Source organism: Roseovarius gahaiensis (assembly GCF_011601345.1).
Taxonomy (GTDB): domain Bacteria; phylum Pseudomonadota; class Alphaproteobacteria; order Rhodobacterales; family Rhodobacteraceae; genus Roseovarius; species Roseovarius gahaiensis.
The window spans coordinates 66,741-92,561 of sequence record NZ_JAAORB010000001.1 but is presented as its reverse complement, the minus strand read 5'-3'; the positions used below and the strand labels follow the sequence as shown (position 1 = coordinate 92,561).

Here is a 25,821-nt window from a genome sequence, read left to right as displayed (position 1 = left end):
ATCAGCCTTTCATCACATTGACGTCTTCCACGGCGATGGTGCCGCGGTTGCGGAAGAAGCAGACAAGAATGGCCAACCCAATCGCCGCCTCGGCCGCCGCGACTGTCAGGACGAACAGGGTAAACACCTGCCCGACCAGATCGCCCAGAAAGGACGAAAACGCGACAAGGTTAATGTTGACCGAGAGCAGCATCAATTCAATCGACATCAGCAGGATGATGACGTTCTTCCGGTTCAGGAAGAGGCCGAAAATCCCGATGACGAACAGCGCCGCCGCCACCGTCAGGTAATGTTCAAGTCCAATCATGCGTGTCCCTCCGGGCCATGCCCGTCCGTCTTGTTATTCGTGTCATCCCGGGTTTTTCTCCGGGATCTCTTTGTTTTCGTGCTGCACTTGAAAAATCGCGCAGACAAGGCGCGGGCTTACAGCCCTTGCCCCGGTTTCACATCCTTCAACTCCATCGCCTTGGCCGGATCGCGATACATCTGCGCAAGCACATCTTGGCGCTTGATATCGGTGCGGTGCCGCAAGGTCAGGACAATCGCCCCGATCATCGCGACCAGCAGGATCAGGCCCGCCGTCTGGAACAAAAGGAAATAGGTGTCATAAATCAGCAGACCCAAGGCAGCGGTGTTTTCAACGCCTTCGGGTGCCACGGCCGCGCGCGCATTCTCGGCACCGTCCGCCATCTGCCAGTTGCCAAAGGCCAAACCGAATTGCATCAACAAGATCACACCGATCAACAGCGCCAGCGGCATGTATTTCGCCATCTCGGCCTTCAGTTCGGCAAAATCCACATCCAGCATCATGACCACGAACAGGAACAGCACGGCAACGGCGCCGACATAGACGATGATCAGCAACATCGCCACGAATTCTGCCCCTAGCAAAACGAACAACCCCGCCGCACTGATAAAGGCCAAGATAAGCCACAATACGGAATGCACCGGGTTTCGGCTGATCACGGTGAATAGGCCCCCGGCCAGAACCGAAACAGCAAACAAATAGAATGAAAGTACCGCAACGCTCATGTCTGGGTATCCTTTTCGTCGTTCTCGTCCAGCACCTCTTGGGCGAAATCCATCGCGCGGTGCATGGACGGGATGCCTGCAAACATCGCCATTTGGGCGATTGTCTCGGCGATTTCCTCTTTCGTGGCGCCCGCTTCCAGCGCGTGGCGCACGGTCATCCGAATTTGCGTATCGCTTTGCGCACCCAGCATCGTCAGCCCCGCCAAAGTCAGCAAAAGACGGGTCTTGGCGTCCAGCCCTTCTTTGCTGATGCCCTTGCCAAAGGTCATCTCCATGATGTCCTTGGGCAGCACCGGCCACAGCTTTTCCAGCCCTTCGGGCGAGAACGTCTCAAGCGCCGGATTCATGGATTTCGCCATCTCCTGCGCCTGCGCCATCATGGCCGCAAAGGGGTTGCTCGTATCGGTCATCGGTACGGGGCGTCCAGTTCAAGGTTGCGAGCGATTTCTGCTTCCCACCGGTCACCGTTCTCAAGCAGTTTTTGCTTGTCATAAAACAGCTCTTCACGGGTTTCGGTGGCAAACTCGAAATTCGGCCCCTCTACGACGGCATCCACCGGGCAAGCTTCCTGACAGAAGCCGCAATAGATGCATTTCGTCATATCGATATCATAGCGGGTGGTGCGGCGGCTGCCGTCATCGCGCGGCTCGGCATCAATCGTGATGGCCTGCGCGGGGCAGATCGCCTCGCACAGTTTGCACGCGATACAGCGTTCTTCGCCGTTCGGATAGCGGCGCAACACATGTTCGCCGCGAAAACGCGGGCTAAGCGGACTTTTCTCGTGCGGATAGTTCAGCGTCGCCTTGGGCGCAAAGAAATACTTTAGGCCCAGCCTGAAACCGTTGAAGAAATCCTTGAGCAGGAAATACCCTGCCGCGCGTCCATAATCGATCTGCGTCATGGTTTAACCTCCAATGGCCCAACGGGCCCACATGCCGCCAAGCACTTCGAACTTGGCAAGGAACGACACGATCACCACCCATGCCAGCGACATTGGCAGGAACACCTTCCAACCGATGCGCATTAACTGATCATAGCGATAGCGCGGGGTAATGGCCTTCACCATCGCGAAGATGAAGAAGAAAAACGCCATTTTGCCAATCATCCACAAAACCCCGTCGGGCAGGCCCGGTATCGGCGACAGCCAGCCCCCGAAAAACAGCAATGACATCAAGGCGCACATCAGGAAAATGGCAATATATTCCCCCGCCATGAACAAAAGGAACGGCGTTGCGGAATATTCCACCTGATACCCCGCCACCAGTTCCGACTCGGCCTCGGGCAGGTCAAACGGTGGGCGGTTGGTTTCCGCCAAGGCCGAGATGAAGAACAAGAACACCATCGGCAGATGCGGCAACCAATACCAGCCAAAGAAGCCATAGGCGGTATCCTGCGCGGCAACGATAGAGCCGAAATTCATCGACCCGGTCGAGAGGATGATGCCGACAATGATCAGGCCGATACTGACCTCGTAAGAAATCATCTGCGCGGCGGACCGAAGCGAGCCGAGGAACGGATATTTCGAGTTCGAGGCCCAACCGCCCATGATCACGCCGTACACCTCCAAAGAGGACACGGCGAAGACAAACAGGATTGCCACGTTGATATCGCTCAGCACCCAGCCTTCGTTCAACGGGATCACAGCCCAAGCCAAAATCGCCAGCACAAAACTGGTCAAAGGCGCCAGCATGAACACGGTCTTGTCGGCTCCGGCAGGCACGACGACCTCTTTCACCACGTATTTCAGCGCGTCGGCCACCGACTGCAAAATCCCGAAGGCGCCCACCACGTTGGGGCCCCGGCGCATTTGCACAGCCGCCCAGATTTTCCGGTCGCCGTAGACCAGAAACAGCAGCGAGATCATGACAAAGCCCACCACCGCAAGACATTGCGCCACGATGATCACCGCGATCCCAAGCGGGGTTGTAAAGAATTCAGCCATCAGGTCCTCACACCATCGGTATTCCGTTTTCCGCGCAATCGGCGGCGACGACTTCTGCGTCGATTGTCTTCAATCCTCGCGGCAATGCCGGCGAGATCGTATAAACCGCATCGCCGCTCCAGATGCCACCCGCTTCGGCGACATTTGTGCGCAAATGCCGGGCAAATCCGTAACCACGGATCAGGGCGTATTGCGCAGCCGCGCATTCTGCGTATCGGCTGACGTCCTCGCTGTTGCGCGCACCGCGCATTGCCACCCGAAAACTGACCAGCTCATTGTCCAAAAGCCGCGTTTCAACGCCTTGATAATCGGGCGCAAAACGGCTGACGCGGTCGGCGGCGGCGTTTTCACAGCCCGACACAGCACCGGCAAACACAAGCGCAATCGGCGATATCAGGGCGGCGCGCCGCATCACTCGGCCGCCACGGGCGTATCTTGGCGGGCCTTGGCGTTGGCGCTTAGCTCGGCCATCAGTTCGCTGGCGCGGGCAATTGGATTTGTCAGGTAGAAATCCTGAAGGCTCAGGCGGAAATCGGCATCGCCAAGCTTACCCTTGGGCAAAGGTTGCCAGTCATTCGCAATCACCTGATCGACCTTTGCCAAATGCGGCACCTCGGCCACCAAGGCCTTGCGCAATTGAACCAAGCTGTCAAACGGCAGGGCCTGCCCCATTTCGCCCGACACGGCGCGCAGGATCGCCCAGTTTTCCTTGGCCTCACCCGGTGCAAACCCGGCGCGCAACGCCAATTGCGGGCGGCCTTCGGTGTTGACGAAAAGCCCCTGTTCTTCGGTATAGGCCGCCCCCGGCAGGATCACATCGGCACGATGTGCGCCGCGGTCCCCATGGCTGCCTTGGTAGATCACAAAGGGACCGTCCTGAATATCAATCTCATCAGCGCCAAGGTTGTAGACCACGTCGGCCCCGTCAATCGCGGCCGCCATGCCACCCTCGGTGACACAGCCCGCATCCATCGCGCCGACGCGCGCGGCAGCGGTGTGCAGCACCAACAGGTTCCCCGATATCGCCTGAGCCGCGGCCAGAACCGCTGCGCCATCCGCCTCGTTCAGCGCGGATTGGCCAATGATAACAATGGCATCGTCACCGGCTTTGACCTGCGACAGCGCCGCGCGCCCGGTGCCGGCATGGGTGTAATCGTAGGTCAAATTCACCGCCGGGCCGACCACCGTCACGTCCGCGCCTTTCAGCCACGCCTTGCGAATACGCGCATTCAAAACCGGCGATTCGATGCTGGGGTCGGTGGCGATCAAAACGATTTCCTTGGCGGTATCCAGATCTTCGATGGCCACATTTCCCACATAGCCCGAGCGGTTCCCGGCAGGCAATTTGGCCCCATCTGTGCGGCATTCGACCGAACCGCCCTGCGCTTCGATCAATTGCTTGAGGGCAAACGCCGCCTCGACCGGGGCCAGATCACCGACCAAGCCAGCAACCTTCGATGCGCCTTTGATCGCCTCGGACACCTTGCCCAAGGCTTCGGGCCAGGTGGCGGCGCGCAGCTTACCGTTTTCGCGCACATAGGGGCGATCCAGACGCTGGCGGCGCAAGCCATCCCAGACAAAGCGGGTTTTATCCGAAATCCATTCCTCGTTCACGCCGTCATGGTTGCACGGCAAGATGCGCATGACTTCGCGGCCCTTGGTATCAACACGGATATTCGCGCCAAGCGCATCCATCACGTCGATGGTTTCGGTTTTGCGCAATTCCCACGGCCGGGCGGTGAACGCATAGGGTTTCGACACCAAAGCCCCCACCGGGCACAAATCAATGATATTGCCCTGCATGTTGCTATCCAGCGTTTGGCCCAGATAGCTGGTGATCTCGGCATCTTCACCGCGTCCGGTCTGGCCCATCTGCGCAATGCCTGCCACCTCGGTGGTGAAGCGCACACAGCGCGTGCAGGAAATGCAGCGCGTCATGTGGGTTTCGACAAGCGGGCCAAGGTCCAGATCCTCGGTCGCGCGCTTGGGTTCGCGGTAGCGGCTGAAATCCACGCCATAAGCCATGGCCTGATCCTGCAGATCACATTCGCCGCCCTGATCGCAAATCGGGCAATCCAGCGGGTGGTTGATCAGCAAAAACTCCATCACGCCCTCGCGGGCCTTCTTGACCATGGGCGAGTTCGTCTTGACCACCGGTGCCTGCCCCTCGGGGCCAGGGCGCAGATCACGCACCTGCATGGCACAGGAGGCCGCAGGTTTCGGCGGGCCGCCCACAACCTCGACAAGGCACATGCGGCAGTTGCCAGCAATCGACAGACGTTCATGATAGCAAAACCGCGGGATTTCGACCCCAGCCTGTTCACAGGCCTGAATCAGCGTCATCGCGCCGTCTACTTCCACTTCTTGATCGTCGATAATGATCTTGCGCAGGTCAGACATTGTTTCTCACTTCGTTTTCAGCAGCAGGCCGATCTGGCTCTGCTTGCGGATTTCGTCTTGGCCAAGAGCGCACAGGCTGGCCGGATCCAGATTGCTGGCCCCGCGCGCCTTGAAATATGCGTTCCGTTTGGCGCGCATCTTGGCTTTTTCTTGGTCATTCTCGATGTAGGCGTCGATCTCGGCCTCGGAATAGCCGCGCTTTTCGGCCAAGTCCTTGAGATTGGTCAAGTAGGCGCGCGCGGTAAAGAACCGTGCCGAGATGCTGTTGCACTCGCGGCGGATCTTGTCGGCAACGGCGACCACCAGCAGGCCGTTGTTGATATCTTTTTCTGCAGGCAAACCGGAGCTCACCGACGCTTGGGCATTCAGCGCCGTCGCAAACACGACAGCACCAATAAATAGAGGGTTCATCATACGCATGGCATATATCCTTTCACATGCTCAGCTAAGGACGCAGACTGCGCCCCGCCATCTGCTACGCAGATGGGCCCTGTCCCGCGTGATATGCAATAACACGCCGGCCAGAGTGCTGATATGAAAGGGGTTTTCACCATATGACGCAGCGCCCCTCAAACGTCATGCGGCCGTTCGAGACCGTCGCGGTGTCATCTGGTCCACGGGTCCAGTCGATGTTGGATGTGCCGAAATTCGTCAGGCAATATTGCGTGCCTTCATATCGTCCGGCCTCAGGGGCCAGATCGGGGTTCTTGTCGGCTCTGCGCACCGTGACGATGAAATCTTTCCGATCATCCGATGCCTTCTTGGACTTGGCCGGGAAATACACGCCGTCGAAGGTGACACGCTCGGCGCGTTGTTCGCACGCGGCCAGCGTCATCGCCGACAGTAAAATAAGGATTGCCTTGCGCATGCCGGTCACTCCGCCGCAACCGCGCTGACGCGGCCGGTTTTCTGGACTTTAATGCGATCCTCGATTTCGTCGCGGAAATTGCGGATCAGGCCTTGGATCGGCCAAGCGGCCGCGTCACCAAGCGCACAAATGGTGTGGCCTTCGACCTGCTTTGTCACATCCAGCAACATGTCGATTTCTTCAACCTCGGCTTGGCCATGCACCAAACGCTCCATCACGCGCATCATCCAGCCGGTGCCTTCACGGCAAGGCGTGCACTGGCCACAGCTTTCGTGCTTGTAGAACTTGGCCAGCCGCCAGATCGCCTTGATGATATCGGTCGACTGATCCATCACGATAACAGCCGCCGTGCCAAGGCCCGACCGCTGCTCGCGCAGATAGTCGAAATCCATGATCGCCTCGCGCATGTTTTCGCCACGGATACAGGGCACCGACGATCCACCCGGGATCACCGCCTTGAGGTTGTCCCACCCGCCGCGAATGCCGCCGCAATGGGTTTCGATCAACTCTTCGAACGTGATCGACATCGCTTCTTCCACGACGCAGGGGGTGTTCACATGCCCCGAAATCGCAAACAGCTTGGTGCCCGCGTTATTGGCGCGCCCAAAGCCTGCAAACCATTCCGGCCCGCGCCGCAGGATCGTTGGCACGACGGCAATGGATTCGACATTGTTCACCGTGGTCGGGCAGCCATACAGGCCCGCGCCCGCCGGGAAGGGTGGCTTCATCCGGGGCATGCCTTTCTTACCTTCAAGGCTTTCCAGCAAGGCGGTTTCTTCACCGCAAATATAGGCACCAGCCCCGTGGTGCAGGTAGAGGTCGAAGTCCCAGCCGGATTTACAGGCGTTCTTGCCGATCAATCCGGCCTCATACGCCTCGTCGATGGCCGCTTGCAGCGCCTCACGCTCGCGGATGTATTCCCCACGGATGTAGATGTAACACGCATGGGCATTCATCGCGAACGACGCAATCAGACATCCCTCGATCAAGGTATGCGGATCGTGGCGCATGATCTCGCGGTCTTTGCAGGTGCCCGGCTCGGATTCGTCGGCATTGACCACCAGATAGGCGGGCCGCCCGTCGCTTTCCTTGGGCATGAACGACCATTTCAGGCCAGTCGGAAACCCTGCCCCACCACGGCCACGCAGGCCGCTGGCCTTCATCTGCTCGACGATCCAGTCGCGACCGTTTTGCAGGATTTTCGCCGTTCCATCCCAATGCCCACGTGCCTTGGCCCCCTTCAGAGAGCGGTCATGCATCCCGTAGAGATTGGTAAAGATACGGTCTTGGTCCTTGAGCATCCCGTTACCCCTGATTGCTCTGGCGTGTCCGCCAGATTTGATAGATCAAGACGAAGGCCCATACGAACCCCGCCAATGCCAAAAGGTCGAACAACGCCTGTGTGCGGTTGCTCCACCCCAACTGGCCGCCGATCAACGTGGCCAGAATCCAGAATACCGCCGTGCCCGCAATCACCATCGCGGTGACACGGCCCTTGCGTGCAATCTGTTGATCCCGATCCGACATCGCTGCAACCTTCAATAGATGTTCCCGTCCTCAACCCGTTTCGAGAAATCCGTCTCGCCACCCGCCGCCAGCGTGGTGGCCTGTTCAATCCAATTGTCCCGTGTGACCCGGCCTTTGAACCCTTTCAGGTTTTCATTGACCCAAGCCACCTCATCGGCGCTCCACCCGGCGATCTGATCGAAATGATAAAACCCCATTTCGTTCAGCAGCTGTTCAAGCTTGGGGCCGACCCCCTTGATTTGTTTCAGGTCATCGGCCTTTCCATCGCGTGGGCCGTCCAATCCTTCGGGGCGGGCTCCGTCATCCGTGCTTTCTGCGACACTATCCCCCGCGTGGTCCGGCCCCGCCGTGCTGGTTGGCTTGGCGGCATCGTCAACTACTTTATCGGCCTTTTCCACCGCAGTCTGTGCAGCATTGCTCGCCTTGTCCGCGGTCGTCTCCATGGTCTTGGCCACCTCCGCACCGGTATCCTTGACCTGCTCTACGGTCTTCTTGGCTGCCTCTTTCGCGGTCTCACCTGCCGTGGTCACGCTGTCTTTGACCTTTGTCTCAACCGGCTTTTGTTCGGTATCTCCGCCAGCGGCCCCGTTTTGTGATTGCGACCCTGCGGTGCAGAACAACCGCGTCAGGACAAGCCCTCCGAAAACCGCCATGGCAGCGCCGGCCATCAAGGCGGCGATGAACCCGACCGCATCTGTCGTACCCAGTAAAATCAACAGTCCAATAAGTGCGGCAACAGCCCAACAGGCGATCTGGCACATGTTCCAATTTTCTGAATTCGACATCACGAACTACCCCCTAGCGGTCTCTGAAAAAGCGCCCTTAGTAGACGCCTCCTTTCTTGGCTTTGGCGGAAAATTCAGTTTCCTTGCCTTCAGCCAATAGCGTCGCCTGTGCGACCCAATCATCACGGCTGACACGGCCCTTGAACCCTTCAAGATTCTGGTCAACCCATTGCACTTCGTCTTGGGTCCAGTTCGCCACTTGGTCGAAATGGAAAAACCCAAGCTTGTGAAGCATTTGCTCAAGTTTCGGCCCGACGCCCTTGATCATTTTCAAATCGTCCGCCCCTGCCTTGCGCGGCGCTTTCATGGTGCGGGGCTTTTTGCCCGGCGCGACATCGCTTTCAGGCTGCGCTGCCGCTTTCGCCTTTGGCTTGGCCTTGGATTTGGCCTGCGCTTCACGCTTTTCGATGCCGGTTTCGTCAACCGTGGCATTCCCCGCCGGTTTCGGTTTCGCGGCTTTCGCGCCCACCTCTTGCGGTGTGGTATTCAGCTTGACCGACGGATCGGCGGGCCGGTGGTTGGCCCCGCGGTCGTTCCATGGGGTCAGCAAGGGCACTTCGGTGCCATCAATGCGCTTGATCGTATCGCCAAGATCGGTGGCCAGCTGCACACTGGCGTTAGATGTGGTCTTACCGCTGTCAAACTCCTTAAGGCTGGTCAGCCCCGATGCCGGTTCACAAGCGTAGCGGCCGTTCTGTGGGCCCGGTGTGGGCACTTTTCCGGCGGCCAAATCATCGATCAGCTTGGCAAAGTTCTCGGCTGTCAGATCCTCGTAGTAATCCTTGCCGATCTGCGCCATCGGCGCATTCGCACAGGCCCCAAGGCACTCCACCTCTTCCCAGCTGAATTTTCCATCGGACGACAGTTCATGCGCCTTGGGGGCGATTTTCTCACGGCACACGGCAATCAGGTCTTCCGCGCCACAAATCATGCAGGATGTCGTGCCGCAGACCTGAATATGCGCCACGCTGCCGACCGGCTGAAGCTGGAACATGAAATAGAACGTCGCCACCTCTAACGCGCGGATGTAATCCATCCCCAGCATTTCAGCGACATGTTCAATGGCAGGACGGCTTAGCCAGCCTTCCTGTTCCTGCGCGCGCCACAAAAGCGGGATCACCGCACTGGCCTGACGGCCTTCGGGATACTTGGTGATCTGTGCCTCGGCCCAGGCCCGATTATCGGGCGTGAAGGCAAAGCTTTCTGGTTGCTCGGGATGGAGACGTCTCAGCATTCTTACGCACAGGCTCCTGTCGTCAGGGTCACACCGCCATCGGGAAGGCGTTCAGCCTTGTCCGTGGACAGCAGATAAGAGGTAATCGCAGTCGTTTGTTCGCGGGTCAGGCCCGCTTGTAGCTCAACCGGCTGATAATCGGCTTCGGTCACCAACTGACAGCCGATCGTGGCCACAGCCAGTTCATATTCGGCAATATCCTCGGGCTCGACCCCTTCGGGCGTCATCGCACAGGCGGCCAACGGTAAAACGCTCATACCGACCAAAACTTTGTGGACAGTCTTGATCACCGGTCGATCTCCCCGAACACAACATCCATGGTGCCGATGATCGCGGCGACATCGGCCAACTGATGCCCGCCGGCCACATGATCCATCGCCTGCAAGTGCAAGAACCCCGGCGCACGCAGTTTGGCGCGGTAAGGTTTGTTGGTGCCATCGGCCACCAAATACACCCCAAACTCGCCTTTCGGGGCCTCGACCGCGGCGTAAACTTCGCCCTCTGGCACGCGGAACCCTTCGGTATAAAGCTTGAAGTGATGGATCAGGGCCTCCATCGAGGTCTTCATCTCACCGCGCGACGGTGGTGTCACCTTGCCACGGGCCAGAATATCCCCCTGCCCTTCAGGCGCGCGCAGTTTCTCGATCGCTTGCAGGATGATCGAAAGCGACTGGCGCATTTCTTCCATCCGCACCAGATACCGATCGTAGCAGTCGCCATTCTTGCCCACGGGGATCTGGAAATCGAACTCGTCATAGCATTCATAGGGCTGCGCGCGGCGCAAATCCCAAGCCATGCCACTGCCGCGCACCATCACGCCTGAAAAGCCCCAGTTCAGGATGTCTTCTTCGGTCACGACACCAATATCGGCGTTGCGCTGCTTGAAAATGCGGTTTTCGGTCAAAAGCCCGTCGATATCGTCGAGCACCTTGGGAAACGCGTTGGCCCAAGTTTCGATGTCGTCGATCAACGCAGGCGGCAGGTCTTGGTGCACACCACCCGGCCGGAAATAGGCCGCGTGCAGGCGCGCACCGCAAGCGCGCTCGTAGAATTCCATCAGCTTTTCGCGTTCTTCAAAGCCCCAAAGCGGCGGGGTCAGCGCGCCCACGTCCATCGCCTGCGTGGTGACGTTCAAAAGATGGCTCAGAATGCGGCCAATTTCCGAATACAGCACCCGTATCAGGCTGGCCCGGCGGGGCACCTCGACACCGGTCAGCTTTTCGATGACCAAACACCAGGCATGTTCCTGGTTCATCGGCGCCACGTAATCCAGCCGGTCGAAATACGGCAGGTTTTGCAGATACGTGCGGCTTTCCATCAGTTTTTCGGTGCCGCGATGCAATAGGCCAATATGCGGGTCGCAACGCTCGACAATCTCGCCGTCCAGTTCCAGCACCAAACGCAACACCCCGTGCGCCGCCGGGTGCTGTGGGCCGAAGTTCAGATTGAAGTTGCGGATTTTCTGTTCGCCTGTCAGGGCGTCTTCGAACTTTGACCCGTCCATCATGCGCGCCCTCCGCCAATCTTGTCACGAAACGCCATGACCCACAAAAGGACCAGCGCCCCCAGAAGAATGATCGCGACCAATGCCACCCAGCTTGAAATGCCGAACTTGGGCAAAAGCCGCCAGAACGGGACCACAACCAGAATAGCCATAACGATTAAAAACACCAAGCTTCCGCCGCCCATGCCGTAACCTCCGTGCATCATTTGGCCTCCTTCTGCTTCTCATCACCGGGCAGGATGTAGTCTGCACCCTCCCATGGCGACATGAAGTCGAACTGCCGGTACTCTTGAACAAGGCTTACAGGTTCATAGATCACCCGCTTTTGCACCTCGTCATAGCGTACTTCGGTATACCCCGTGGTCGGAAAATCCTTGCGCAGCGGATGACCACGGAACCCATAGTCGGTCAGGATGCGGCGCAGGTCAGGATGACCCGAGAACAGGATGCCGAACATATCGAACACCTCGCGCTCGAACCAGTTGGCCGAGGGGTGCACATCCGAGATCGAAGGCACCATATCTTCTTCGCGCACAGCAACGCGCAGCCGGATACGCTGATTTTGGTACATGCTGAGGAAATGATACACCACGTCAAACCGCTTGGCCCGCTCGGGGTAATCGACCCCGGTGATGTCCACCAGAGTGGAAAACTTGCAGGTCTGATCGGTTTTGAGAAATTCCACCAAGCCCACAATATTGGCCAGCGCAACAGTCACGTTCAACTCGTCATGGGTGACGTCCCAACCCAGCACGCAGTCGGGGCGTTTGGCCTCGATATGGGCGCCCAGTTCTTTCAACGCGTTGCTCATCGTTTTCGTCCTTTCGCGCGGCCCGTATTGGCGCGCCGTTGTCTGTCAGGCGCGCTTAGCGCACAATCGTCCCGGTCCGGCGGATTTTCCGCTGCAATTGCATGATGCCGTAAACCAACGCCTCGGCAGTTGGCGGGCAGCCGGGCACATAGATGTCGACCGGAACGATCCGGTCACAGCCACGCACGACCGAATAGCTGTAGTGATAATAGCCGCCGCCATTGGCGCAGGACCCCATCGAGATCACATAACGCGGCTCGGGCATCTGGTCGTAAACCTTGCGCAGCGCCGGGGCCATCTTGTTGGTCAGCGTCCCGGCCACGATCATCAGGTCAGACTGGCGCGGGCTGGCGCGCGGCGCCGTTCCAAAGCGTTCCAGATCATAACGCGGCATCGACGAATGCATCATTTCCACCGCGCAACAAGCCAGACCGAATGTCATCCAGTGCAGGCTGCCGGTGCGCGCCCAATTGATGATGTCTTCGGTCGAGGTAACAAGGAACCCTTTGTCCTGCAACTCGCGGTTCAGGTCCTGCGTCGCGACCTCGCGGTCGGGACCAGCAGTGTTCAGTCCGGTCGCTACTCCCATTCCATCGCCCCTTTTCTCCATTCATAGGCAAATCCGGCGGTCAGCACGGCAAGGAACGCCATCATCGACCAGAACGCCGTCATCGACACATCCTGAAAGGCCACGGCCCACGGAAACAGCATCGCGATTTCCAGATCGAAGATGATGAACAGGATCGACACCAGATAAAACCGGACATCGAATTTCATGCGCGCGTCGTCGAAAGCGTTAAAGCCGCATTCATAGGCGCTCAGTTTTTCAGGGTCGGGATGACGCACCGCCGCGACCACCGCCGCGAGGATCAACACCAGACCAAGACCAATGGCAATGGCCAGAAGAACCAGAATGGGAATGTATTCCCTCAGCATCTCGTCCACGGGATGGCTCCTTTCATGCGCGTCACGCACGCATTCAGATGGCTGTACAGACTATCGCAGGGTTTACCCCTGCCCCCGGTCAGGGTCAACAGACGCAGAACATATTCCAATTCTTGCACTCATACCAATCGCACCGTGTATGCAACTGTATACTTATAAGGGCTTTCATCAGCTCTCAGCTTTGAAAAGCCCTGTTAAACCTACCGGTTTGTATAAATCTAGAGTGCAAAACCGCTCTGTCATCCCCGGCGGCGTGGCGAATCTGTCACCCCATCCAAGACGGTTTGCTTTTGTCGAAAAATGCGCCGATCCCTTCGGGGGCCTCATCCCCTTGCCAACACGCGGCCAGTTCTTCGACCGTATGCGCGATGACCGAGTCGTCGATGCGCGGCCCCAAGTGCCGCAGCAATGCCTTGGCCCGGGCCACCGCGCCGGGCGCACAGTCCAGATACGGGGCGACCTCGGCCTCGACCGCATTATCGAGATCGTCCACCGGAACGGCGCGCGCCAAAACGTTCAACGCCACGCCTTCCGTCGCATCAAACCGACGCCCTGACATGAACACCCGCCGCGCCTTGGCCTCTCCCATCCGGGCGCAGACATAAGGCCCGATGGTGGCCGGGATCAGCCCCAGCCGGGTTTCTGTCAGGCCCATTGCAATGTGATCAGCCCCGATGGCCACATCACACACGCTGGCCAAGCCGATCCCGCCGCCAAAGGCATTGCCGTGCAAACGCCCGATCAAAGGCTTGGGCAGGGTATTCAGCGCCTGTAGCATATGCGCCAGCTTGGCCGCCTCGGCGGATCGAACCTCGGGGGCGGCCTCGAACTGGTCGCGCATCCAGCCCAAATCCCCCCCGGCACAAAACGTCTTGCCCTCGGCGGCAAGGATCACCACCCGCGTCGCGGCATCGCTGCTCAACTCTTGCGCGGCCTGAGTCAGTTCGGCAATCATCTGCGCGGAAATCGCGTTGTGCTTTTCGGCGCGATCCAGCCAAAGCGTTGCCACACCACGCGCATCGCGGTCTATTCGGATGGTTTCAAACATGTCCTGCCCCCTTCAATGTCCTTTGCGCTCACTCGGTGTTGTGCAAACGCAGCGCGCGCGCCAAACCCGCCGCGCTGTCCAACACGGCGCGGTCCAGCCCGGTCTGATATCGAAGGGCCGTCAGCCTGTCATGAACCGCCTCGGTCGCGACATTTCCCGCAGCGCCGGGGGCATAGGGGCATCCGCCCAAGCCGCCCACGGCGGCATCGAACACACGCAGCCCCCGCGCCAGCGACGCCTCGATATTGTCCAGCGCCCGGCCGCTGGTGTCGTGGTAATGGCCTGCCAGTTTGTCGGCAGGCACCACCTGACAGACTGCGCGCAACATCGCGTCAATGCTGTCGGGCGTGGCTTGACCGATTGTGTCGCCTAGCGACACCTCGTAGCAGCCCATCTGAAACAAGCGATCCGCCACCCGCGCCACATCGAATGGGTCGACCGCGCCGTCATAGGGGCAATCCGTCACGCAAGAGACATAGCCCCGCACCGGCACGCCGGCCTGTGCCGCGGCCTCCATCACCGGCACAAAACGGGCAAGGCTTTCTTCGATCGTGGCGTTGATATTGGCCTTGGAGAACCCTTCCGAGGCCGAGCCGAACACCGCCACCTCATCAGCCTTAGCCGCCAACGCGCCTTCGAACCCGCGCAGATTGGGGGTCAGCGCCGCATAACGTACCCCCGGCGCGCGGGTTATGCCGGCCAGCACATCCGCCGAATCCGCCATTTGCGGCACCCATTTGGGGCTTACAAAACTGGCCACCTCGATCCGGCGAAAGCCTGCGCTGCTGAGGCAATCCACCAAGGCGATTTTGTCTGCCGTCGCAATCTGGCGCTTTTCGTTCTGCAGCCCGTCGCGCGGGCCAACTTCGAATATCTCGACCCGTTCAGCCATCCCATGCCTCGTAAAAGTCCTGTTCGTAGATCAAGCCAGCATCCGGCCCCGGCAGCACGGCCTTGAAGCCCTCCCGCTCGGTGATCCGCTCGTACCATTTCTGGGTTTCGGGGTGGCCGTCCAACCGGGCAAAGCGACGGGCCATGTAGACCGCCTGCCCGACGCAGATATCGCAGGCCGAAAAGCCACTGGTCAGCAAATAATCGCGGTTTTCCAAGGGGGTGGACAGGCGCGCCTCAATCGCGTCATAGCATTTGCGCAGCCGCGCCGCCTCAAGCTTCATGACGATGGGGCTGCGCATCGCATCGTCGTACAGCATGATGTGCTGCTGCGTCAGCGCCGCCACGTGTTGGCTGATCGTTTCCGCAAAATGCACCCAGACAAGCCACGCCATGCGGTCCATGCTGTCCGGCCCCCGGCCAAGCCCCGCCTCGGGGAAGCGGTCGCACAGATATTCCACCATGGCACCGGATTCGAACATCCGCTCGCCTTCGATTTCCAAGGCCGGCACCCGCCCGGCCGGGGACAGAGACAAGAATTCCGGCGCGCGCAAGGATTTGTCGAACGCATGCTCGACGACCTGAAATTCGATCCCCAATTCATGCAACAACCAAAGCACCCGCATCGACCGGCTTTGTGGGACGTGATGTAATGTGATCATGCCGTGTTCCCTTCGCTGTTATCACTGGCCAACCGGATCAGGGCCGCACCTGCGGCAACCTGCGCGCCTTCAGCCACCAGCACCTCTTCGACGGTGCCGTCCCTGGCCGCCAGCAACGCATGTTCCATTTTCATCGCTTCCAGCACCGCCAGACGATCGCCCTCGCGCACCTCTTGGCCCGGTTTGGCCGTCACCAGCTTAACCAGACCGGGCATCGGCGCCTCGATCACATCCCGGTCGCCAGCAGCCATCGCGGCGCGATCGAGCGGGTCGACAATATCAAAGCCGATGCCATAGCGATCAAAAACCGTTACCAAGGCCCCGGACACGACGATATTCGGGGCAGCCTGCCCATCCATTTGCCAGCGGTCCCCGACCCGGCGCGCGGCCACGGTTTTATCCCCGACCTGCACATCATGGGCCTCCGCCGACAGGCTTTGCACCCGCACGGCGATCTCGTCACCGTGATGGCGCAAATGCACAGTTTGGGTCAGCGGGGACCACAGGCAAAAGCCTGTGCTGCGGTCGCTATCATGCAACACTCCAATCGCCGCCAAGGCCGCCAGCGCAATGTCGCGCGGCTCGGGCGCAGGTTCGACCACCAGATGATCCAGATCGCGTGCGATCAGGTCGGTATCCACCTCACCGGCGGCAAATCCATCATGCCCGGCCAAGGCACCAAGAAACGCCAGATTGGTCACCGTGCCCGCCACCTCGCAATCGCGCAATGCCGCCGACAGACGCCGCAGCGCGCCTGCGCGCGTGGCCCCATGGGTGATCAGCTTGGCGATCATCGGGTCGTAATGCGGGCTGATCTCATCACCCGCGCGCACCCCGGTATCGGCCCGCGCGCCATCGGGAAAGCGCAGATGCGCCAAACGCCCCGTGGCGGGCAGAAACCCCTTTGGGACATCCTCGGCATAAAGCCGCGCTTCAAAGGCATGCCCGTTGATCGTCAACGCGTCCTGCCGCTTGGGCAGGCCGCCGCCACTGGCCACGCGCAACTGCCATTCCACCAGATCGACACCAGTGATCGCCTCGGTCACCGGATGCTCGACCTGCAGCCGCGTGTTCATCTCCATGAACCAAAAGGCGTCCGGGCGCAGCCCCCGGCTGCCATCGACGATAAACTCCACCGTGCCCGCCCCGGCATAGCCAATCGTCTCGGCGGCACGCACTGCCGCCTGCCCCATGGCCGCGCGCATATCGTCGGTCATTCCCGGCGCCGGGGCCTCTTCGATCACCTTCTGGTGTCGCCGCTGAAGCGAGCAATCGCGCTCGAACAGATGCACCGCCGTCTCGCCATCGCCGAACACCTGAACTTCGATATGGCGCGGCTTTTGGATATATTTCTCGATCAACACCGCATCATTGCCAAAGGCGGTCTTGGCCTCGCTGCGGGCGCTGTCCAGCGCATCGTTAAAGTCTTCGGGCCGCGTGACCAGCCGCATCCCCTTGCCGCCACCGCCCGCCACCGCCTTGATCAGCACCGGGTAGCCGATGGCATCCGCCGCGCCGGACAGATGTTCCAGGTCTTGATTGTCACCGTGATAGCCCGGCACCACCGGCACGCCGGCCTTTTCCATCAACGCCTTGGCCGCATCTTTCAGGCCCATCGCCCGGATCGCCTTGGCCGACGGCCCGATAAACACCAGCCCCGCCGCCTCGACCGCATCGACGAAATCGGGGTTTTCCGACAAGAACCCATAGCCCGGATGAATCGCCTGTGCGCCAGTTTCCAGCGCCGCCTCGATGATCGCCGCGCCACGCAAATAGCTATCCGCCGGGGCCGGCCCGCCGATATGAACAGCCCGGTCCGCCATGGCCACATGACGCGCCGCGCGGTCGGCATCGGAATAGACCGCAACACAGCGCACCCCCATCTTGCGCGCGGTGTCGATGACCCGGCAGGCAATCTCGCCGCGGTTCGCAATCAGGATCGTTTCAAACATCGGTCTCTCTCCTGTCGGGCCAATTTGCGCCCGCGCTTCATTGTTCTCAAAATACTCTCGCCGAAGGCATCCGCCGGTTGCCACATGGCGCACAATTGTGGCCCCGTCACCATCGGCCCAAACCCTCTTGCGCCTGCGCCACCATGCGCGCCACGATCTCAGCCGCCGGTGGCACATCATCTATCAGGCCCACGGCCTCACCGGCGATCCCCGGTGCCCCGACGGAATCGCCAGCCTCAACAGCCTTGGCATACGCCGCGCGCGCCTCGGGCGTGGCCGGACCGCCCGGTACGGATTGCCAATGATCGGTCCACGCATTGCGCAGCGTGCGCACCGTGTAGGGCTTGGGCCAGTCCAACCCCCGCGCGATATCCGGCAGGGACGACCGCAGCGTGGCATCGCCATCAGCCGCGACCGCCGCGCGCTGAAAGCCGGGTGCCACCAACGCCTCTTGGCTGGCCCAGAACCGTGTGCCCACCAGCACACCGTCAGCGCCCAGCATCAGTGCCGCCGCCAGACCACGGCCATCGGCAATGCCACCGGCGGCCAGAACAAGCGCGCGCCCTGCCACGGCATCGACCACCTCGGGCACAAGGCTTAGCGTGCCTCGTGATGCGCCATGCCCACCCGCCTCGGAGCCTTGCGCGATGATCACATCACCCCCGGCCTGCATCGCCTCGATCGCGCCTTGCACAGTCTGCACCTGCGCCATCACCGGCACCCCCGCCGCGCGGGCCCGTGCTGCGAAAGGGGACAGATCCCCGAACGACAGGAACACCGCCGCCGGTTTGCGCGCCAGAACGGCATCAAACAGGCCCGGCGTTTCGGCCTCATGCGCGGCCAAGGCCCATGTGATGAAGCCGCAGCCGACGCTGGCATCGCCAGCCTCGGCAAACTGCGCCGCGATCCAGTCGCGGTCACAATAGCCGCCACCAATCAGGCCAAGCCCCCCGGCCCGGCTGACCGCCGCCGCCAAACGCCCACCCGACGCCATGGCCATAGGCGCCGAGACGATGGGCGCAGTCAGGCCAAACCGCTCGGTCAAGCGAGTTGTCAGTGCATCGCTCATGCGCCCTCCCTCCGGTCGCAATCCTGTCGCGGCCCAATGCAATACGCGCGGTCGTCACTCGCAGTAGCGTAAAAACACGGCTTGAATTTGGCTCTACATGTCACGTTCGCACACCTGCCATCATGGATGCGGGCCCGGTTTGCATTTTACATCCGGAACACGCCAAAGCGTGTCTCTTCAATCGGGGCGCACAGCGCCGCGTTTAGGCTCAGGGCCAGCACATCACGCGATTTGCGCGGGTCGACGATGCCATCATCCCACAGCCGCGCCGACGCATATAGCGGGTGCGACTGGCGTTCGAACATCTCGACGGTCGGGCGTTTGAACGCGGCCTCCTCCTCGGTGGACCACGCGGCGCCCTTGCGCTCGATCGCGTCACGCTTGACGGTGGCCAGCACGCCTGCCGCCTGCTCTCCACCCATCACGCTGATCCGGCTGTTGGGCCATGACCACATGAAGCGCGGCTGATAGGCGCGACCCGACATGCCGTAATTCCCGGCCCCGAAACTACCGCCGACCACCATGGTGATCTTGGGCACCGAGGTTGTCGCAACCGCCGTCACCATCTTGGCACCATGGCGCGCGATACCTTCGTTTTCATACGCCCGCCCCACCATGAACCCGGTGATATTCTGCAAAAACACCAGCGGGATTTTCCGTTGGCTGCACAGCTCGATGAAATGCGCACCCTTTTGCGCGGCTTCGGAAAACAAGACGCCGTTATTGGCCACGATGCCCACCGGGCAGCCCTTGAGATGCGCAAACCCGCAGACCAGCGTTTCCCCGAACCGCGCCTTGAATTCATCAAAGCGCGACCCGTCCACCAGCCGGGCAATCACCTCGCGGATATCATAAGGCGTGCGCAAATCGGCGGGCACCACGCCCAGCAAGTCTTCGGGGTCATAAGCAGGCTCTTCGGGGGTGGCCCAATGCACACTTGTCGGTTTCACCCGGTTCAGCCCCGCCACCGCGCGGCGCGCCAATGCCAGCGCGTGCCCGTCATCTTCGGCCAGATAATCGGCCACGCCGGACAGCCGGGTATGCACATCGCCGCCGCCCAGATCCTCGGCGCTGACCACCTCGCCGGTGGCGGCCTTGACCAAGGGCGGCCCCGCCAAAAAGATCGTGCCCTGTTCCTTGACGATGATCGTGACATCCGACATCGCGGGCACATAAGCCCCCCCGGCGGTGCAAGATCCCATCACCACGGCAATCTGCGGAATGCCCTTGGCCGACATACGCGCCTGATTGTAGAAAATCCGCCCGAAATGATCCCGGTCGGGAAACACCTCATCCTGATTGGGCAGGTTCGCCCCGCCCGAATCGACCAGATAGAGACAGGGCAGGTGACATTCCTCGGCGATCTCTTGGGCGCGCAGGTGTTTCTTGACCGTCATCGGGTAATAGGTGCCGCCCTTTACCGTGGCATCGTTGCACACGATCATGCAGTCTTGCCCGTGCACCCGTCCGATCCCGGCGATGACACCCGCGCAGGGGGCCGCGCCGTCATAAAGGCCATGCGCCGCCGTCGCCCCCACCTCCAGAAACGGTGAACCGGGATCGAGCAAATTGGCGACCCGTTCACGCGGCAGCATCTTGCCACGGCCAATATGACGCTCGCGGGCCGCTTCGCCGCCGCCCGCTGCGGCCAGTTCAGCGGCCTCGCGGACCAAACTCAAAGCCTCCAAATGCGCCTGCCTGTTGGCCTGAAAATCGGCTGATGCCGGAATGGCCTTGGAATTCAGTTTCATAGCTGTCGCACCTCGGGTGAATGGAAAGTTGGATCGCGCCCCGCCGAGCGGCCTAAGGCGGGCCTTATGCGGTCATGGCCGCGCTTCGCGTGTGTTACATTTTCGTCACAACCCTGCACAGGTTTTGTAATTTGACCTGCATCAATGAGAACCCGCGCGCCGAGGCAGATGGTCGGCTTCGTTCGCATAGGAATGGAAAGACCATGAAAAAGATCACCGCACTCACTCTCGCAACCGCTCTGGCCACGACTGCCGCACCGGCGCTGGCTCAGGATCAAGGTGACATGACGCTTGGCCTTGGTATTGCTTCGGTTATGCCCGCCGACAAAACCAACACCACGCTTGCCGGCAACCTGAGCGTCGACGACAACATTCGCCCGACGCTGACGTTCGAGTATTTCGTCGCCGACAATGTCGGCATCGAAGTTCTGGCCGCTTGGCCGTTCGAGCATACGGTCAGCCATCCGGCGCTTGGCGATATCGTCAAAACCTAGCACCTGCCGCCGACAATCTCGCTGAACTACCACTTCACCAACCAATCGTCGGTGACACCCTTCGTGGGGGCTGGCGTTAACTACACCACCTTCTGGGATGACAACGCTATTGGCCTTCTGGCCGGCACCCCCGTCAGCCTGTCCGACAGCTGGGGCGTCGCCCTGCATGCCGGTGTGGATTTCAAACTGAGCGAACGCGCCTCGTTCCGCACCGATGTCCGTTGGATCGACATCGACACCGACGTGACCGTGGGCGGCACCGACATCGGCTCGGTCGCGATTGACCCGCTGGTGGTTGGCGTGTCCTACGTCATGAAATTCTGATCCGGGTCGGGACAGACAGCACAAAGGGCCGGCCATCGCGCTGGCCCTTTTCTTTTCAAAGGCTTGCAGCGCGGTCATGATGCCCCCTCGGTTATCGCGCGGGCTTTCAAATCCTTGCGGATCACCTTGCCCGTCACCGTCATCGGCAACGCCTCCACAAAAGCAATCTCACGCGGGTAGGAATAGCTGGCCAGACGCGCCTTGACGAAATCCTGTAAGTCATGCGCCAACGCATCTGTCGCGGCAAAGCCCGGCTTTGGCACCACATAGGCCTTTACGATCTCGGTGCGCAGCGCATCGGGCTTGCCGACCACGCCAACCGTGGCCACAGCATAGTGGCGCAACAGGCAATCTTCAATCTCAGCCGGGCCAATACGATAGCCCGCGCTGGTGATTACATCATCCTCGCGCCCGACAAAGCGCAAAAAACCATCTTCCCACAGGCCACGATCCCCGGTCAGCATCCAGTTTCCGCGGAATTTTTCCGCAGTCTCAGCGGGCTTGTTCCAATAGCCCAGCATCATGCTGGCCGCACCACGGTGAATGGCGATATCGCCCTCGCCCTCCAGCTCTTGGCCAGCCGCATCGATCACACCGATCCGAAAGCCCGGCGCGGGTTTGCCGATACAGCCCGGTCGTGGATCAAACAGCGTCGCACAAGAGCTGGCCACCATGTTGCATTCGGTCTGGCCATAGAATTCGTTGATTGTCACGCCAAAGGCGCGCCGCCCCCAATCCAGCATCTCGGCGCCCAACGGCTCCCCGCCGCTGGCAATGCTGCGCAGCCCTGAAATCGTTTGGTCGGCGGCCTTCAGCATGCGCAGCGCCGTGGGCGGAAAGAACACATTGCGCACCCCGCCCTCCTCAACGATGCGCGCACAGGCCTCTGGTGTAAACTTGGGCAGACGCGCCGCAACCACCGGCACGCCCAGCGCAAGCCCCGGCATCAGCACATCGAACAATCCGCCGATCCACGCCCAATCGGCAGGCGTCCAAAGGCAATCCCCCGGCTGGCCCAGAAAATCATGGCTCATCTCGACACCGGGCAAATGCCCTGTCAGCATGCGGTGGCCATGCAGCGCGCCCTTGGGGCTGCCGGTCGTGCCGCTGGTATAAATCAACACCGCCGGATCGTCCGGCCCGGTCTCGGCCATCTTCAACGGGGCATCGTCCAGCGTCAGGTGTTCGGGAACAAGCGGCACGGCGGATGCGATACCCTCCAACATATCCGCGCCCTGCCCGTCACACAGCACCCAAACCGCGCCCGCATCCGCGATGCGGCTGGCCAAAGCATCATAGCGAAACAACTTGAACAGAGGGATCGACACCGCGCCGATCTTCCAGATCGCCAGATGCGCCGCAGCGCACCACGCGTCTTGGCTGCGCAGCACGCCCACGCGATCGCCGCGCACCACGCCCCGCGCCTGCAAATCCCGCGCAAGACCATCTGACATGCGCTTGAGATCACCGTAGCTGATGTCCTTGCGCGTCTCGGTCTGATCAATGATCGCAACACGCTCCGGCGCTTGCGCGGCCCAGTCATCGCAGGCCTGCGCCGCCATGTTCAGGCGCTGTGGCAGCGCCCACTCGAACCCGGCGCAAAGCGCGTCATATGGTGCTTTGCAAAGCATGCTGCCTCCTCAGCCTTGTCCGTTCACGGGGCCCTGATCGCGCACACGACCAAACCGGTCGATGAAATAAGCCACGCCGCCCCGCCCTTGCACCGGGGCACAAAGCACCACCAGCCATAGCCCCTCCGATTGCGCCGGACGGGCATGACAATCACTCAGTTGCGCCTGCGGGCTGGACTCGGCAACATAGCGGGCGGCCACACGTTCGATCACCTCGGTCTCGGTGGTCAAAGCCAACCGCGCCCCCAGCAAAAGCCCGATCCCGGCCACCGCCAGAACCAGCGCCAAGATGGGCGCATAAAACAGCCAACGTGGCCTCACCCCATGGCCCCCATCAATTCGCGCCCCACCAGCATCCGCCGGATTTCCGAAGTGCCCGCGCCGATCTCCATCAGCTTGGCATCGCGAAACAGCCGCGCCACCGGCGCATCGGCCAAAAAGCCCGCGCCACCCATGGCCTGCACCGCCTGATGCGCCTGCACCATGGCCTGCTCACTGGCGTAAAGACAGCACGCGGCGGCATCCTGCCGGGTCACATCCCCCCGGTCACAGGATTTCGCCACCTCATAAACATAAGCCCGCGCACTGTTCATCGCGGTATACATGTCGGCGATCTTGCCTTGCATCAACTGAAAGCTCCCGATGGGCTGTCCGAACTGCTTGCGCTCGGCCATGTAGGGCATGATCTCATCCAGACAGGCGGCCATGATGCCTGTCCCGATCCCCGCCAGCACCACGCGCTCGTAATCAAGACCTGACATCAGAACGCGCACGCCCTTGCCCTCTTCGCCAAGCACGTTCTCAAACGGCACCTCGACATCATCGAAGATCAACTCGGCGGTATTGCTACCCCGCATTCCCAGCTTGTCGAAATGCGGGCTAGTGGAAAAGCCCTTCATATCCTTTTCGATCAAAAACGCCGTGATCCCCTTGGCCCCGGCCTCCGGATCGGTCTTGGCATAGACCACAAGCGTATCGGCGTCCGGCCCATTGGTGATCCAGTACTTGTTGCCGTTCAGCTTGTAATGATCGTTGCGTTTTTCGGCGCGCAGCTTCATCGACACCACATCGCTGCCCGCCCCGGCCTCGGACATCGCCAGCGCGCCGACATGTTCACCGCTGACCAGCTTGGGCAGATACTTGGCCTTTTGCGCGTCATTGCCATTCAGCTTGATCTGGTTGACGCAAAGGTTGGAATGCGCCCCGTAAGACAGCGACACCGAGGCCGAGGCCCGCGCGATTTCCTCCACCGCAATCACATGCGCCAGATAAGACATATCGGCGCCGCCATACGCCTCCGGGACGGTAATCCCCAGAAGGCCAAGCGCGCCCATCTCTGTCCACAAATCGTTGGGAAAAGAATTCGACTGATCGACGTCGGCCGCCATCGGCTTGACGCGCTCCTGCGCCCACCTGTGCACCATGTCCCGCAGGGCGTTCACATCCTCGCCCAGATCGTATTGCATCACCGCGTTAAACATGCGCCTTGCCTCCCGCCAATGGCATTTATTGAACACTTGTTCATTTATAGGCGCAAGTTTCGAGTCGGGTCAATCCCGCTCTGCCATCGCGGGCCGCTGACCAATCCCCCCCTTCATTGTTCGTAAAATACTCCGGGGGAGTCGCCGCATCGCGGCGACGGGGGCAGCGCCCCCCAATCCCACCAAACCTGCGCGGCGCAGCCGCTCCGCCGGATCAGGCCTATGCGGCCTGATATACCGCGCCTACCTCGGCGCGGATGATCCGCGCGATCTGGGCGCAATCCTCCAGCGAAAAGGTCAGCGGCAGCCGCATATCCAGAATGCTGCGCAGAACCCGGTCTGTATCGGGCATCGGCGCGCTTGGCGCATAGCGCCAACTGTCATAGCGGCTGGTAAAGCCCTTGGGCTCTGCCCCGCCGAACCATTTCAATTCGACCCCGCGGGCAAGGCACCGGGCGATCACATCGGCAATCGCACTGTCTTGCCAATCCAGCAACAAGACCTGAATGGACGAGCCCACATAGGTTTCTTCTTCGGGTCGCTCCACGACGGTCAGGCCCGGCGTGCCGCGCACTCCCTCCTCGACCACCGCGTAGCGATCATTCCACGCCGCACATTGCGTCTCCAGCCGCGCCAGTTGCGGCCGCAGAATGGCCGCGCGCAAATGATCCATGCGGCCGGACACGTTGGGCGTGTCATACTTGACACGCTCGAACACATCTTCGGGCGGTGTGGTCCCATGACGAGCATACAGCATATAGGATCCTGACAGGATCGTGGCCTTTGCCGCGATCTCGGCGTCATCGGTGATCAGAAACCCGCCTTCGCCGGAATTGATATGCTTGTAGGTTTGGGTGGAATAGCATCCCACCTTGCCCCACCGGCCCGATGCCACACCCTTCCAAGCGGCCCCCATGGTATGCGCGCAATCTTCGATCACTGTGACATCCGCAGCTTCGCAAATTGCCATCAAGCGCTCCATATCGCATAGATGCCCGCGCATGTGGCTCAGCAGCAGCACATCCGCCTGATCGGCCTTGGCCTGCAAGTCCTCCAGATCGATGGTCAGGTTTTCGGTGACACCGACGAAAACCGGCACCGCCCCGACACTGGCAATTGCCCCCGGCACCGGCGCCAGCGTAAAGGCATTGCTCAGCACCTTATGCCCCGGCTGCACCCCCACGGCACGCAGCGCCGTGGCCAGCGCATACCCGCCCGAGGTAACCGCCAAGGCATATGTCGCGCCGGTGTAGTCGGCAAACTCACGCTCCAACAGCGCGGTTTCACCCGCTTCGTCGCCCACAAGATTGTAGCGGTGCAACCGCCCGCTGCGCATCACGTCAAGCGCTGCCGCGATCCCGTCCTCCGGGATCGGCTCTTGCTGGGTGAAACTGCCTTTGAACACTTCGCTCATGGGGATGTTTTGCGGCGCAAGGGCCAGACGGTCAATCCCTTCTGTGCGATCCACCA

Annotated in this window: 29 protein-coding genes and 1 pseudogene; 1 reads left to right on the top strand and 29 read right to left on the bottom strand. The window is 60.8% G+C overall.

All coding sequences use genetic code 11. The features are described from left to right. Position 1: 1 nt before the first annotated feature. From nuoK to HAT86_RS00345, 25 genes are all read right to left on the bottom strand, one after another. On the bottom strand, positions 2-307 hold the full coding sequence (gene nuoK / locus HAT86_RS00465; protein ID WP_009818941.1) for an NADH-quinone oxidoreductase subunit NuoK: 306 nt from the start codon (positions 305-307) through the stop codon (positions 2-4). Positions 308-423: 116 nt separating this feature from the next. Further along, on the bottom strand, positions 424-1,032 hold the full coding sequence (locus HAT86_RS00460) for an NADH-quinone oxidoreductase subunit J (protein WP_167192626.1): 609 nt from the start codon (positions 1,030-1,032) through the stop codon (positions 424-426). Next, the gene (locus HAT86_RS00455) at positions 1,029-1,442 is read right to left on the bottom strand and encodes a carboxymuconolactone decarboxylase family protein (protein ID WP_167192625.1); all 414 of its coding nucleotides are present in this window, start codon (positions 1,440-1,442) and stop codon (positions 1,029-1,031) included. The genes HAT86_RS00460 and HAT86_RS00455 overlap by 4 nt, the downstream gene beginning before the upstream one ends. Continuing rightward, positions 1,439-1,933 carry an NADH-quinone oxidoreductase subunit NuoI gene (nuoI, locus tag HAT86_RS00450; RefSeq protein ID WP_167192624.1) on the bottom strand — a complete coding sequence of 165 codons (495 nt, stop codon included), beginning with the start codon at positions 1,931-1,933 and terminating at the stop codon, positions 1,439-1,441. The genes HAT86_RS00455 and nuoI overlap by 4 nt, the downstream gene beginning before the upstream one ends. A gap of 3 nt (positions 1,934-1,936) precedes the next feature. After that, the gene (gene nuoH / locus HAT86_RS00445) at positions 1,937-2,974 is read right to left on the bottom strand and encodes an NADH-quinone oxidoreductase subunit NuoH (RefSeq protein ID WP_167192623.1); all 1,038 of its coding nucleotides are present in this window, start codon (positions 2,972-2,974) and stop codon (positions 1,937-1,939) included. 7 nt (positions 2,975-2,981) lie between these two features. Further along, on the bottom strand, positions 2,982-3,386 hold the full coding sequence (locus HAT86_RS00440; protein WP_167192622.1) for a hypothetical protein: 405 nt from the start codon (positions 3,384-3,386) through the stop codon (positions 2,982-2,984). After that, positions 3,386-5,374, bottom strand: coding sequence for an NADH-quinone oxidoreductase subunit NuoG (nuoG, locus tag HAT86_RS00435; RefSeq protein ID WP_167192621.1), 1,989 nt, complete (start codon positions 5,372-5,374; stop codon positions 3,386-3,388). The genes HAT86_RS00440 and nuoG overlap by 1 nt, the downstream gene beginning before the upstream one ends. A 6-nt stretch (positions 5,375-5,380) precedes the next feature. Next, complete coding sequence (locus HAT86_RS00430; RefSeq protein ID WP_167192620.1) at positions 5,381-5,794, bottom strand: DUF5333 domain-containing protein; 414 nt, start codon at positions 5,792-5,794, stop codon at positions 5,381-5,383. A 127-nt stretch (positions 5,795-5,921) separates the two neighbouring features. After that, positions 5,922-6,242, bottom strand: coding sequence for a hypothetical protein (locus HAT86_RS00425; protein ID WP_167192619.1), 321 nt, complete (start codon positions 6,240-6,242; stop codon positions 5,922-5,924). A gap of 5 nt (positions 6,243-6,247) precedes the next feature. Beyond that, complete coding sequence (gene nuoF, locus HAT86_RS00420) at positions 6,248-7,543, bottom strand: NADH-quinone oxidoreductase subunit NuoF (RefSeq protein WP_167192618.1); 1,296 nt, start codon at positions 7,541-7,543, stop codon at positions 6,248-6,250. A 4-nt stretch (positions 7,544-7,547) separates the two neighbouring features. Next, on the bottom strand, positions 7,548-7,769 hold the full coding sequence (locus HAT86_RS00415; RefSeq protein WP_167192617.1) for a DUF5337 domain-containing protein: 222 nt from the start codon (positions 7,767-7,769) through the stop codon (positions 7,548-7,550). An 11-nt stretch (positions 7,770-7,780) separates the two neighbouring features. After that, positions 7,781-8,554 carry an NADH:ubiquinone oxidoreductase gene (locus tag HAT86_RS00410; RefSeq protein WP_167192616.1) on the bottom strand — a complete coding sequence of 258 codons (774 nt, stop codon included), beginning with the start codon at positions 8,552-8,554 and terminating at the stop codon, positions 7,781-7,783. Between the two features lie 37 nt (positions 8,555-8,591). Beyond that, positions 8,592-9,788, bottom strand: coding sequence for an NADH-quinone oxidoreductase subunit E (locus HAT86_RS00405; protein WP_167192615.1), 1,197 nt, complete (start codon positions 9,786-9,788; stop codon positions 8,592-8,594). 2 nt (positions 9,789-9,790) lie between these two features. Continuing rightward, the gene (locus HAT86_RS00400; RefSeq protein ID WP_167192614.1) at positions 9,791-10,045 is read right to left on the bottom strand and encodes a hypothetical protein; all 255 of its coding nucleotides are present in this window, start codon (positions 10,043-10,045) and stop codon (positions 9,791-9,793) included. A 29-nt stretch (positions 10,046-10,074) separates the two neighbouring features. Further along, positions 10,075-11,292, bottom strand: coding sequence for an NADH-quinone oxidoreductase subunit D (locus HAT86_RS00395; RefSeq protein WP_167192775.1), 1,218 nt, complete (start codon positions 11,290-11,292; stop codon positions 10,075-10,077). Then, on the bottom strand, positions 11,292-11,498 hold the full coding sequence (locus tag HAT86_RS00390) for a hypothetical protein (RefSeq protein ID WP_231125767.1): 207 nt from the start codon (positions 11,496-11,498) through the stop codon (positions 11,292-11,294). Before HAT86_RS00390 ends, HAT86_RS00395 begins: the two co-directional genes overlap by 1 nt. Next, complete coding sequence (locus tag HAT86_RS00385; protein ID WP_167192613.1) at positions 11,495-12,103, bottom strand: NADH-quinone oxidoreductase subunit C; 609 nt, start codon at positions 12,101-12,103, stop codon at positions 11,495-11,497. Before HAT86_RS00385 ends, HAT86_RS00390 begins: the two co-directional genes overlap by 4 nt. 55 nt (positions 12,104-12,158) lie before the next feature. Beyond that, a complete protein-coding gene (locus tag HAT86_RS00380) occupies positions 12,159-12,692 on the bottom strand; it encodes a NuoB/complex I 20 kDa subunit family protein (protein WP_167192612.1) in 534 nt (177 codons plus the stop codon). After that, positions 12,683-13,048, bottom strand: coding sequence for an NADH-quinone oxidoreductase subunit A (locus tag HAT86_RS00375; protein ID WP_167192611.1), 366 nt, complete (start codon positions 13,046-13,048; stop codon positions 12,683-12,685). The genes HAT86_RS00380 and HAT86_RS00375 overlap by 10 nt, the downstream gene beginning before the upstream one ends. A gap of 265 nt (positions 13,049-13,313) precedes the next feature. Next, positions 13,314-14,096 (bottom strand): crotonase/enoyl-CoA hydratase family protein, encoded by a 783-nt coding sequence (locus HAT86_RS00370; protein ID WP_167192610.1) that lies wholly within the window; start codon positions 14,094-14,096, stop codon positions 13,314-13,316. A gap of 28 nt (positions 14,097-14,124) precedes the next feature. Continuing rightward, positions 14,125-14,988 (bottom strand): hydroxymethylglutaryl-CoA lyase, encoded by an 864-nt coding sequence (locus tag HAT86_RS00365; RefSeq protein ID WP_167192609.1) that lies wholly within the window; start codon positions 14,986-14,988, stop codon positions 14,125-14,127. Continuing rightward, positions 14,981-15,649, bottom strand: a complete 669-nt coding sequence (locus HAT86_RS00360; protein WP_167192608.1) for a glutathione S-transferase family protein — start codon at positions 15,647-15,649, stop codon at positions 14,981-14,983. The genes HAT86_RS00365 and HAT86_RS00360 overlap by 8 nt, the downstream gene beginning before the upstream one ends. Next, positions 15,646-17,601, bottom strand: coding sequence for an acetyl/propionyl/methylcrotonyl-CoA carboxylase subunit alpha (locus HAT86_RS00355; RefSeq protein ID WP_167192607.1), 1,956 nt, complete (start codon positions 17,599-17,601; stop codon positions 15,646-15,648). Before HAT86_RS00355 ends, HAT86_RS00360 begins: the two co-directional genes overlap by 4 nt. 106 nt (positions 17,602-17,707) lie before the next feature. Continuing rightward, complete coding sequence (locus HAT86_RS00350) at positions 17,708-18,670, bottom strand: NAD(P)H-dependent flavin oxidoreductase (protein WP_167192606.1); 963 nt, start codon at positions 18,668-18,670, stop codon at positions 17,708-17,710. A gap of 146 nt (positions 18,671-18,816) precedes the next feature. Next, positions 18,817-20,421, bottom strand: a complete 1,605-nt coding sequence (locus HAT86_RS00345; protein ID WP_167192605.1) for a carboxyl transferase domain-containing protein — start codon at positions 20,419-20,421, stop codon at positions 18,817-18,819. Between the two features lie 74 nt (positions 20,422-20,495). Between HAT86_RS00345 and HAT86_RS00340 the strand changes: the two are divergent. Beyond that, positions 20,496-21,239: pseudogene (locus HAT86_RS00340) on the top strand (OmpW/AlkL family protein). A 74-nt stretch (positions 21,240-21,313) separates the two neighbouring features. On the opposite strand, the gene HAT86_RS00335 reads toward HAT86_RS00340, so the two are convergent. The 4 genes from HAT86_RS00335 to HAT86_RS00320 all read right to left on the bottom strand — a co-directional run bounded on the left by HAT86_RS00335 (position 21,314) and on the right by HAT86_RS00320 (position 25,765). Continuing rightward, the gene (locus tag HAT86_RS00335) at positions 21,314-22,870 is read right to left on the bottom strand and encodes an AMP-binding protein (protein WP_167192604.1); all 1,557 of its coding nucleotides are present in this window, start codon (positions 22,868-22,870) and stop codon (positions 21,314-21,316) included. 9 nt (positions 22,871-22,879) lie between these two features. Continuing rightward, positions 22,880-23,191: a hypothetical protein gene (locus tag HAT86_RS00330; RefSeq protein ID WP_167192603.1), complete on the bottom strand. Its 312-nt coding sequence runs from the start codon at positions 23,189-23,191 to the stop codon at positions 22,880-22,882. Next, positions 23,188-24,351 carry an isovaleryl-CoA dehydrogenase gene (locus tag HAT86_RS00325; protein ID WP_167192602.1) on the bottom strand — a complete coding sequence of 388 codons (1,164 nt, stop codon included), beginning with the start codon at positions 24,349-24,351 and terminating at the stop codon, positions 23,188-23,190. The genes HAT86_RS00330 and HAT86_RS00325 overlap by 4 nt, the downstream gene beginning before the upstream one ends. Before the next feature lie 220 nt (positions 24,352-24,571). Further along, positions 24,572-25,765: a DegT/DnrJ/EryC1/StrS family aminotransferase gene (locus HAT86_RS00320; protein ID WP_167192773.1), complete on the bottom strand. Its 1,194-nt coding sequence runs from the start codon at positions 25,763-25,765 to the stop codon at positions 24,572-24,574. Between the last annotated feature and the right edge of the window lie 56 nt (positions 25,766-25,821).